This is a genomic window from Phenylobacterium zucineum HLK1 (assembly GCF_000017265.1).
Classification (GTDB): domain Bacteria; phylum Pseudomonadota; class Alphaproteobacteria; order Caulobacterales; family Caulobacteraceae; genus Phenylobacterium; species Phenylobacterium zucineum.
This window is the reverse complement of record NC_011144.1, coordinates 183,865-192,976: the sequence shown is the minus strand read 5'-3', so window position 1 is coordinate 192,976 and position 9,112 is coordinate 183,865. Positions and strand designations below refer to the sequence as shown.

Genomic DNA, 9,112 nt, shown 5'->3' with positions numbered 1-9,112 from the left:
ACCGCCCTAACACCCGCCTACATGGGCGGATCAGACAGGCGCCGGCCCGCGTTCCATCCGGCCGTGCGCGAAAGGAGCTTTCCTATGAGCACCGTGAAGGTCACCGACGAATCCTTCGAGACCGACGTCCTGCAGGCCGAGCGCCCTGTGCTCGTCGACTTCTGGGCGGAGTGGTGCGGCCCCTGCAAGCAGATCGCCCCGGCCCTCGAGCAGCTCTCGGACGAACTCGCCGACAAGGTGACCATCGCCAAGCTGAACATCGAGGAGAGCCCGACGACGCCCTCGCGCTACGGCGTGCGCGGCATCCCGACGATGATGCTGTTCAAGGGCGGCCAGATGGCCTCGATGAAGGTGGGCGCCATGCCCAAGCAGAAGATCCTGGAGTGGCTCACCGAGGCCGGCGTCGCCGCCTGAGGCGGCCGCCGAAGCGCGTTACTCCACAGGGCCGCCTTCGGGCGGCCCTTCTTCTTTCGGCCCTGGCCGTTCCGCCCTCTTCGGGGGCCGCCGCAGCACGAACCAGCGCACCACGCGGGTGGCGACCAGGAAGCCGACCATCCAGCCGATCAGCACCACGTCGGTGCGGCCGAACACCTCCACCAGTCCCCACAGCGCCACCAGGGCGATCGCCAGGGTGATCAGGTAGTGCCGCGGCAGGGCGAAGCGCAGGCTGTAGGGCTTTGCACGCATCAGGCGGGCCAGGTCTCCGGGCTCATGGCGAGCACCTCGCCCGCGAAATGCAGGCCGCCGCAGACCAGCACGTGCGGCGCGGGCCCGTCCACCGAAAGCGCCCGCCGCACGGCGTCCTCGACGTTCGGCGACATCTCGGCCGGCAGGCCCGCCTTCACCGCCGCCACGGCGATGTCCTCGGCGCTCGCCGCCTGGGGCGAGTCGAAGGTGGTGGCGATCACCCGCGGCTTCATCTCGGCGAAGGGGCGGAAGAAGCCCTCGGCGTCCTTGCGGGCGAACATGCCCGCCACCAGCGTCAGCGGCCGCGGGTCGCGGTCGACGATGCGCGAGGCGGCCTCGGCGAGCGCGCGGCCCGCATGCGGGTTGTGGCCGCCGTCCAGCCAGATGTCGGCGCCGCGGGCGCGCGCCAGCTCGAACAGGGGCCCGGCGGTCAGCCGCTGCATCCGCGCCGGCCAGACGGCCGAGGCGACGCCGTCGCCCAGCACCTCGTCCGGGAGGTCGTGGTCGAAGGTCAGGGCCGCGGCGACGGCCAGGCCCGCGTTGGCGAACTGGTAGCCGCCGAACAGGCTGGGCGGCGGCAGGTCCAGCAGCCGCTCGGGCATCTGCACCAGCAGCCGGCCGCGCTCCTCCCAGGCGTCGAAGTCGCGGCCCATCAGCAGCATCGGCGCCATGCGGTCGTCGGCCTCGCGCTCGATCATCTCCAGCGCCTCGTCCAGCTGGCGCGCCACCACCACCGGCCGCCCGCGCTTGATGATCCCGGCCTTCTCCCAGGCGATCTTGGCGAGGCCGGGGCCCAGCATCTCCAGGTGGTCGTAGTCCACGGGCGTGATGACGCTGACCGCCGGGGCGTCGAAGACGTTGGTGGCGTCGAACCGGCCGCCCAGCCCCACCTCGACCACGCACAGGTCGGCCGGCGTCTCGGCGAAGGCCAGCAGGGCCAGCACCGTCGTGATCTCGAAGAAGCTGATCGGCTGGTCCGCATTGGCCGCCTCGACCCGCTCGGTGAGGGCCAGGAGCTGCTCGTCGCTGATCAGCCGGCCCGCCAGCCGGATCCGCTCGGCGAACCGCACGAGGTGGGGCGAGGTCAGGGTGTGGACCCGCAGGCCCGCCGCCTCGCCGATGGCGCGCAGGTAGGCGACGGTCGAGCCCTTGCCGTTGGTGCCGGCCACGTGGATCACCGGCGGAAGCCGCCGTTCGGGATGGTCCAGCGCCGCCAGCAGGCGCTCGACGCGGCCCGTCGTCAGGTCGATGAGCGTGGGGTGGCTGCGGCGCAGCCGCTGGATCACCGCGTCCGAGGCGCGGATCGGGTCGAAACCGGGGTCGGCGGACGTCATGGCCCTATCCCGTCCTCTCCGATGGGGGGAGCGGGGGTCAGGCTCGGCTTGGACCTAGGCGGCGGGGGAAAGGCGTTCACGCCCCATCATAAGCGTCTTCAGGACCGAGCCCAGCACTTCGGGCAGGTCCGCGCGCCGGACCACCTGGTCGATCATGCCGCGCTCGACCAGGAACTCCGACTTCTGGAAGCCGGGCGGCAGGGTCTCGCGGATGGTCTGTTCGATCACCCGGCGGCCCGAGAAGCCGATCGTGGCGTTCGGCTCGGCCAGGTGCACGTCGCCCAGCATGGCGTACGAGGCGAGCACCCCGCCCGTGGTCGGGTCGGTCAGCACCACGACGTAGGGCAGCCCCGCGTCCTTGACCTCGTTCAGGGCCAGGGTGGTGCGCGCCATCTGCATGAGGGACAGCGTGCCCTCCTGCATCCGGGCGCCGCCCGAGGCGGTGAAGATCACCAGCGGGACCTGCCGCTTCACGGCCTCCTTGGCCGCGGCGATGAACGCTTCGCCCGCGCCCATGCCCAGCGAGCCGCCCATGAAGGCGAAGTCCTGCACCATCACCACGGCGGGTTGGCCGCGGATGTGGCCGTAGGCGGCGGCGATGGAGTCCTGCTCGCCGGTCTGCTTGCGCGCCGCCTTCAGGCGGTCGGGGTACGCGCGGTCGTCGGGGAATTTGTGCGGGTCCTCGACGACCTGCGGGCAGTCGATCTTCTCGAACTGGCCGTCGTCGAAGGTCACGGCCAGCCGCTGGGACGCGCCGATCCGCATGTGGTGGCCCGAGGGCGTGACCCACAGGGCCGCCTCCAGGTCGGGCCGGTAGATCATCTCGCCCGTCTCGGGGCATTTCACCCAGAGGTTCTCGGGCGTCTCGCGCTTGGCGAAGTTGCGCACGCCGGGCGCGATGCGGGACAGCCAGCCGCGGCGCTCCCGCTGGGCGGCCGGACGGCCGGGCTTGTCGTTACGCTGATCAGCCATCGCCATGGTTTTCAGACCGCCTCGTGGCTACGACGCGCAAGGCGCACAGCCTTAGCCAAGGATTCGACTTTGGAAAGAACTCGCGCGGTCACGTCTTCGTTCATGTCCACTGCTTCGGCGACTTCGTCCACAAGCGCGGAACCCACCACGACCGCGTCGGCGACCTGGGCTACCTGCGCGGCCCTTTCCGGAGTCTTGATGCCGAAGCCGACCGCGACGGGCAGGCCCGAGGCCTTGCGGACCCGCTCCACGTTGGGCGCGACGGCGGCCGCGTCGGCCTCCTTCACTCCCGTCACCCCGGCCACCGAGACGTAGTAGACGAAGCCCGAGGTCCGCCGGACCACCACCTTCAGCCGCGCATCGCCGGTCGTCGGCGTCGCCAGCCGGATCAGCGAGACGCCCGCCGCGTCCAGGGCGTCGGCCAGCGGATCGGCCTCCTCGGGCGGGCAGTCCACGATGATCAGCCCGTCCACCCCGGCGTCCGAGGCGTCGCGGGCGAAGGCCTCCAGCCCCCAGGTGACGAGGGGGTTCATGTAGCCCATCAGGATCAGCGGCGTCGTCGCGTCCCCCGCGCGGAAGGCGCGGACCAAGTCCAGCACGCCCTGCAGCGTCATGCCCTTGGCGAGCGCCCGGCCCGCGGCGCGCTGGATCGGCGGCCCCTCGGCCATCGGGTCCGAGAACGGGAAGCCCAGCTCGATGATGTCCGCCCCCGCCGCGGGCAGGCCCTTCAGGATGGCGAGCGCCGTCTCCCGGTCGGGATCGCCGGCCATCACATAGGGCACGAAGGCCGCGCGGCCCTCGCGCGCGAGTTCGGCGAAGCGGGCGTCGATGCGGGCCTTGGTCAAATCTGCCGCCCCAGGTAGCTCGCGACGGTGTTCACGTCCTTGTCGCCGCGGCCCGACAGGTTCAGCACGACGATCCCGTCCTTGCCCACCTCGCGGGTGATCTCGGGCAGGCGGGCCAGGGCGTGCGAGCTCTCGATCGCCGGCAGGATGCCCTCCAGCTCGGACAGCAGGCGGAACGCCTCCAGCGCCTCCGTGTCGGTGGCGGTCAGGTAGGTGGCGCGGCCCACGTCGTGCAGCCAGGCGTGCTCGGGGCCGATGCCCGGATAGTCGAGGCCGGCCGAGATGGAGTGCGCCTCCTCGATCTGCCCCACCCGGTCCTGCAGCAGGTAGGTCATGTTCCCGTGCAGCACGCCGGGGCGGCCGCCGTTGATCGCTGCGGCGTGGCGGCCGGTCTCGACCCCCTCGCCCGCCGCCTCGACGCCGAAGATCTTCACCGAGGAGTCGTTCAGGAACGGGTGGAACAGGCCGATGGCGTTCGAGCCGCCGCCGACGCAGGCGACCAGCGCGTCGGGCAGGCGGCCCTCCAGCTCCAGGATCTGCTCGCGCGTCTCGCGGCCGATCACCGCCTGGAAGTCGCGGACCATCATCGGATAGGGGTGCATCCCCGCCGCCGAGCCGATCAGGTAATAGGTGTCGTGGACGTTGGTGACCCAGTCGCGGAGCGCCTCGTTCATGGCGTCCTTCAGGGTGGCCGATCCGCTGGTCACCGGCCGCACCTCGGCGCCCAGCAGGTTCATGCGGAACACGTTCGGCTTCTGCCGCTCGACGTCCACCGCGCCCATGTAGACCACGCACGGCAGGCCGAAGCGGGCGCAGACGGTGGCCGTGGCGACGCCGTGCTGGCCGGCGCCGGTCTCGGCGATGATCCGCGTCTTGCCCATCCGCTGGGCCAGCAGGATCTGGCCCATGCAGTTGTTGATCTTGTGCGAGCCGGTGTGGTTCAGCTCCTCCCGCTTGAGATAGATCTTCGCCCCGCCGTAGTGCCTCGTCAGGCGCTCGGCGAAATAGAGCGGCGAGGGCCGGCCCACGTAGTGGGTCAGGTAGCCGGCCAGCTCGGCCTGGAAGGCGGGGTCGGCCTTGGCCGCCTCGTAGGCGGCGGTCAGCTCGTGCACCAGCGGCATCAGGGTTTCCGGCACGTACTGGCCGCCGTAGTCGCCGAACCGCCCCTTGAGGTCGGGATAGGCCGCGTAGTCGTTCGGACGGGAAGGCGCGTTCAAAACGAGGCTCTTAGGCGCGTCTGACGGCGTCGAGGAACGCCCGGATCAAGGTGGGGTCCTTTAGTCCGGGGCCGCGCTCCACGCCAGAGGAAACGTCCACCAGCGGCGCGCCCGAGGCGGCGATCGCCTCGCCCACGTTCCAGGGATCGAGCCCGCCGGCCAGGAACCAGGGCCGCGCGAACCGGGCGCCCTCCAGCAGGGTCCAGTCGAACGGAACGCCGAGGCCGCCGGGCCGGTCGGCGTCCTTCGGCGGCTTGGTCTCGAACATCAGGTGCTCGACCAGGGGCTCGTAGGCGCGGGCGGCGGCCACGTCCGAGGGCTCGGACACCGGCGTCACCTTGATGATCCCGCACCCCGTCCGCCCGGCGATCTCGCGCACCCGCGCCGGGCTCTCCTTGCCGTGGAGCTGGATCAGGTCGGGGGACAGGCCGGCCACGATGGCGTCCAGCTCGGTGTCGGAGGGATCCACCACCACCGCCACGACCTTCGCCCCGCGCGCCCGGGCCGGCGGCGTCAGCCGGGCCGCCGCCTCGGGGCTGACGTTCCGCGGGCTCTTCGGGAAGAACATGAAGCCCAGGAAGGCCGCCCCGCCGTCGAGGGCGGCGCTCACCGCCTCGGGCGTCGAGACCCCGCAGATCTTGGCCATCGCCGTCATGCGGCGGGATTAGGAGGCTCGTGAGCTCCCCTGCAAGTGCTAAGCGCCGGAACGGCCCCGCCCGTGCCGGGTTTTCCCTGGCGAACCCGGGAGAACCTGACCATGCGCAACGCCACGAACGGAAACCTCGGCCGGCTCGCGACCGGCGCCGCGCTCGGCTTCATGGCGGGCCTGGCCATGCCCCACGCCCGCAAGGCGGTGGCCCAGGGCCCCTCGCTCGTCGCCGGCGACTGGGTCGCGGCGCTGAAGGCCGAGCACCGGATGGTCGAGAAGACCTTCCAGGCCCTGCTCGCCACCTCCGACACCGAGACCATGAAGCGGCAGATGATGCTGACCAAGATCGCCTATGCGCTCACCAAGCACGCGATCGAGGAGGAGAACGTCATCTATCCGGCGATGGTGGAGAACGGCCGCGAGGAGCAGGCCCGCCACCTGATCGCCGACCATGGCGAGGTGAAGACCTTCATCTACGAGCTGCGCCGGCTGCCGACCGACGACCCCCGCTGGCTCGAGACCGCCCGCCGCTTCTTCACCGACCTTCAGGAGCACATGCGCGAGGAGGAGGAGGAGATCTTCCCCGCCTTCCGCGAGGCCCTGCCCCAGCAGGAGAACGCCCGCCTCACCCGGATGATGAACTGGGAAGGCTTCAAGGTGGCGTGACCCCGGTCACGCCATCCCGGAAGGCGGCGAAGCCGCCTGTCGGGGATCCAGCGGTCGCGCGAGGCCCTAGTCCGCCCGCCGCTTCAGGAGGTCGCGGATCTCCATCAGCAGGGTTTCCTGCGGCGTCGGCGCGGGCTTTTCCTCGGGCGGCTTCTCGGCCTCGCGGCGGCGGATCACGTTCACCAGCTTCACCAGCATGAACACCGCCCAGGCGACGATCAGGAAGCGGATGCAGGTGTTGATGAAGGCGCCGTACTGGATCGCCACGGCGTCGAGCGCCGGCGTCGCCGGATCGTCCGGCTTCAGCACCCAGGCCAGGTCCGAGAAGTCGATGCCCGACAGGACGAGCCCGATCGGCGGCATGACGATGTTGTCGACCAGCGCCTTGACGATGTCGTTGAACGCCGCGCCGATGATCACGCCGACCGCCAGGTCGATCACGTTGCCGCGGGCGATGAATTCGCGGAATTCCGAGATGATGCTCATCGACCAGCCCTCCGGGGCGGCTTAGCGCTCGTCCACGGCGTTCAGCCGCTCGCGCAGCTCCTTGCCGCTCTTGAAGAAGGGCACGTGCTTGGCCCGCACGTCCACCGGCTCGCCGGTGCGCGGGTTGCGGCCGGCCCGCGCATCGCGCGAGCGGACCGACAGGGCGCCGAAGCCGCGCAGCTCGACGCGGCCGCCCTCTTCGAGGGCCTCGATCATCCGCTCCAGGATCACGCCGACCACCCGCTCGATGTCGCGCTGGGTCAGGTGCGGGTTCTCTTCGGCGAGTTTCGCGATCAGCTCTGACTTGATCATGAGGCCCCTCGAACCGGCGCGACCATGGGCGACTCTCCCAATCCGTTCAAGGCGTAAAAAGGGTTTACGCACGTCGTCGGTTAAGCCTTGCGCGGGTTGCGGGCACGAAAAAGCCCCGCCCGGCGGACCGGACGGGGCCTTCGCTTCGAACCGCCCCGGGCGGGGCGGTCCGTCGGTCCTGGACCTTAGTCCTTCTGGGCCTTCTCGCGGAGAGCCGCGCCCAGGATGTCGCCCAGCGAGGCGCCGGAGTCCGACGAGCCGAACTGCTCGATGGCTTCCTTCTCCTCGGCCATTTCCAGCGACTTGATCGACAGCGAGACGCGGCGCGCGGCCTTGTCCACGTTGGTGATCTGGGCGTCGACGCGGTCGCCCACGGCGAAGCGCTCGGGGCGCTGGTCGGCGCGGTCGCGCGACAGGTCCGACTTGCGGATGAAGGCCGTCATCGGCGCTTCGTCCTCGCCGAACTTCACCTCGATGCCGCCCGAGGTGACCTCGGTGACGGTGCAGGTGACGGTCTGGCCCTTGCGGAACACGTCGCCCTGCATCGGGTCGCCGCTGAGCTGCTTGATGCCCAGCGAGATGCGCTCCTTCTCGACGTCGACGTCGAGCACGCGCGCCTTGACCACGTCGCCCTTGTTGTAGCGGGCCATGGCCTCTTCGCCCGACACGGCCCAGTCGAGGTCCGACAGGTGCACCATGCCGTCGATGTCGTTGTCGAGGCCGATGAACAGGCCGAACTCGGTGGCGTTCTTGACCTCGCCTTCCACGGTCGAGCCGATCGGGTGGGCCTCCAGGAAGGCCTCCCACGGATTGGCCATGGCCTGCTTCAGGCCGAGCGACACGCGGCGCTTGGACGGATCGACGTCCAGCACGACCACTTCCACTTCCTGCGAGGTGGAGACGATCTTGCCGGGGTGGACGTTCTTCTTGGTCCACGACATTTCCGAGACGTGCACCAGGCCTTCCACGCCGGGCTCCAGCTCCACGAAGGCGCCGTAGTCGGTGATGTTGGTGATGCGGCCGGTGAACTTGGCGCCCACCGGGTACTTGGCCTCGACGCCGTCCCACGGGTCGGACTGCAGCTGCTTCATGCCGAGCGAGATGCGCTGGGTCTCGGGGTTGATCTTGACGATCTGCACCTTGACCGTGTCGCCCACCGCCAGGACCTGGCTCGGGTGGTTGACGCGCTTCCAGCTCATGTCGGTGACGTGCAGCAGGCCGTCGATGCCGCCCAGGTCCACGAACGCGCCGTAGTCGGTGATGTTCTTGACCACGCCTTCGCGGACTTCACCCTCCTGCAGCTGCGACACCAGCTCGGTGCGCTGCTCGGCGCGGGCCTCTTCCAGGATGGCGCGGCGCGAGACGACGATGTTGCCGCGCGGACGGTCCATCTTCAGGATCGCGAACGGCTGCTCGCGGCCCATCAGCGGGCCGACGTCGCGCACCGGACGGATGTCCACCTGCGAGCCGGGCAGGAACGCCGAGGCGCCGCCCAGGTCGACGGTGAAGCCGCCCTTCACGCGGCCGACGATGGCGCCCATCACCGGCTCGTTCTTCTCGTAGACGCCTTCCAGGCGGGTCCAGGCCTCTTCGCGGCGGGCCTTCTCGCGGCTGATCACCGCCTCGCCCATGGCGTTCTCGACGCGCTCCAGGAACACCTCGACGGTGTCGCCGGCCTTCAGCGGCGGCTTGTCCTCGCCGGGCTGGGTGAATTCCTTCAGCAGCACGCGGCCTTCGGTCTTCAGGCCGACGTCGACGATGGCGAAGTCCTTCTCGATGGCCACGACCTTGCCGTGGACCACCTGGCCTTCCATGAAGTCGCGTCCGCCGAGGGACTCGTTGAGCAGCGCGGCGAAGTCGTCGCGCGTGGGGTTGAGGCTAAGATCGTCAGCCATGAGGGTCTTTCGTGTTGCGAATGGCGCGAGGCCCGCCGACCGAGGTCGG

The 9,112-nt window shown here is 70.2% G+C and carries 11 protein-coding genes; 2 read left to right on the top strand and 9 right to left on the bottom strand.

The features are described from left to right. The first annotated feature begins 84 nt into the window (after positions 1-84). Complete coding sequence (gene trxA / locus PHZ_RS01085) at positions 85-414, top strand: thioredoxin (RefSeq protein WP_012520761.1); 330 nt, start codon at positions 85-87, stop codon at positions 412-414. An 18-nt stretch (positions 415-432) separates the two neighbouring features. On the opposite strand, the gene PHZ_RS01080 is transcribed toward trxA, so the two are convergent. From PHZ_RS01080 to PHZ_RS01055, 6 genes are read right to left on the bottom strand one after another with little or no spacing between them, the layout of a single operon-like run. After that, positions 433-687: a hypothetical protein gene (locus PHZ_RS01080; RefSeq protein WP_041372934.1), complete on the bottom strand. Its 255-nt coding sequence runs from the start codon at positions 685-687 to the stop codon at positions 433-435. Next, positions 687-2,021 carry a bifunctional folylpolyglutamate synthase/dihydrofolate synthase gene (locus PHZ_RS01075; protein ID WP_012520760.1) on the bottom strand — a complete coding sequence of 445 codons (1,335 nt, stop codon included), beginning with the start codon at positions 2,019-2,021 and terminating at the stop codon, positions 687-689. Before PHZ_RS01075 ends, PHZ_RS01080 begins: the two co-directional genes overlap by 1 nt. A 54-nt stretch (positions 2,022-2,075) precedes the next feature. Continuing rightward, positions 2,076-2,999, bottom strand: a complete 924-nt coding sequence (gene accD, locus PHZ_RS01070; protein ID WP_012520759.1) for an acetyl-CoA carboxylase, carboxyltransferase subunit beta — start codon at positions 2,997-2,999, stop codon at positions 2,076-2,078. A gap of 5 nt (positions 3,000-3,004) precedes the next feature. After that, the gene (gene trpA / locus PHZ_RS01065; RefSeq protein WP_012520758.1) at positions 3,005-3,838 is read right to left on the bottom strand and encodes a tryptophan synthase subunit alpha; all 834 of its coding nucleotides are present in this window, start codon (positions 3,836-3,838) and stop codon (positions 3,005-3,007) included. Then, positions 3,835-5,055 carry a tryptophan synthase subunit beta gene (trpB, locus tag PHZ_RS01060; RefSeq protein WP_012520757.1) on the bottom strand — a complete coding sequence of 407 codons (1,221 nt, stop codon included), beginning with the start codon at positions 5,053-5,055 and terminating at the stop codon, positions 3,835-3,837. The genes trpA and trpB overlap by 4 nt, the downstream gene beginning before the upstream one ends. 10 nt (positions 5,056-5,065) lie before the next feature. Then, entirely contained in the window at positions 5,066-5,710 is a 645-nt protein-coding gene (locus PHZ_RS01055) for a phosphoribosylanthranilate isomerase (RefSeq protein ID WP_041372933.1), read from the bottom strand. A gap of 102 nt (positions 5,711-5,812) precedes the next feature. On the opposite strand from PHZ_RS01055, the gene PHZ_RS01050 reads away from it, so the two are divergent. After that, on the top strand, positions 5,813-6,370 hold the full coding sequence (locus PHZ_RS01050) for a hemerythrin domain-containing protein (RefSeq protein WP_012520755.1): 558 nt from the start codon (positions 5,813-5,815) through the stop codon (positions 6,368-6,370). Between the two features lie 66 nt (positions 6,371-6,436). On the opposite strand, the gene mscL is transcribed toward PHZ_RS01050, so the two are convergent. The 3 genes from mscL to rpsA form a co-directional block, all read right to left on the bottom strand. Further along, positions 6,437-6,856: a large-conductance mechanosensitive channel protein MscL gene (gene mscL / locus PHZ_RS01045; RefSeq protein ID WP_012520754.1), complete on the bottom strand. Its 420-nt coding sequence runs from the start codon at positions 6,854-6,856 to the stop codon at positions 6,437-6,439. Between the two features lie 21 nt (positions 6,857-6,877). Beyond that, entirely contained in the window at positions 6,878-7,168 is a 291-nt protein-coding gene (locus tag PHZ_RS01040; RefSeq protein ID WP_041372932.1) for an integration host factor subunit beta, read from the bottom strand. Between the two features lie 185 nt (positions 7,169-7,353). Further along, the gene (gene rpsA, locus PHZ_RS01035; protein WP_012520752.1) at positions 7,354-9,063 is read right to left on the bottom strand and encodes a 30S ribosomal protein S1; all 1,710 of its coding nucleotides are present in this window, start codon (positions 9,061-9,063) and stop codon (positions 7,354-7,356) included. Positions 9,064-9,112: the final 49 nt, after the last annotated feature.

What these genes read in the sequence shown, in the direction of transcription:
- trxA (WP_012520761.1), top strand. Translation starts at nt 85, where the DNA reads ATGAGCACCGTGAAGGTCACCGACGAATCCTTCGAGACCGACGTCCTG.
- PHZ_RS01080 (WP_041372934.1), bottom strand. Translation starts at nt 687, where the DNA reads ATGCGTGCAAAGCCCTACAGCCTGCGCTTCGCCCTGCCGCGGCACTAC.
- PHZ_RS01075 (WP_012520760.1), bottom strand. Translation starts at nt 2,021, where the DNA reads ATGACGTCCGCCGACCCCGGTTTCGACCCGATCCGCGCCTCGGACGCG.
- accD (WP_012520759.1), bottom strand. Translation starts at nt 2,999, where the DNA reads ATGGCGATGGCTGATCAGCGTAACGACAAGCCCGGCCGTCCGGCCGCC.
- PHZ_RS01055 (WP_041372933.1), bottom strand. Translation starts at nt 5,710, where the DNA reads ATGACGGCGATGGCCAAGATCTGCGGGGTCTCGACGCCCGAGGCGGTG.
- PHZ_RS01050 (WP_012520755.1), top strand. Translation starts at nt 5,813, where the DNA reads ATGCGCAACGCCACGAACGGAAACCTCGGCCGGCTCGCGACCGGCGCC.
- mscL (WP_012520754.1), bottom strand. Translation starts at nt 6,856, where the DNA reads ATGAGCATCATCTCGGAATTCCGCGAATTCATCGCCCGCGGCAACGTG.
- PHZ_RS01040 (WP_041372932.1), bottom strand. Translation starts at nt 7,168, where the DNA reads ATGATCAAGTCAGAGCTGATCGCGAAACTCGCCGAAGAGAACCCGCAC.
- rpsA (WP_012520752.1), bottom strand. Translation starts at nt 9,063, where the DNA reads ATGGCTGACGATCTTAGCCTCAACCCCACGCGCGACGACTTCGCCGCG.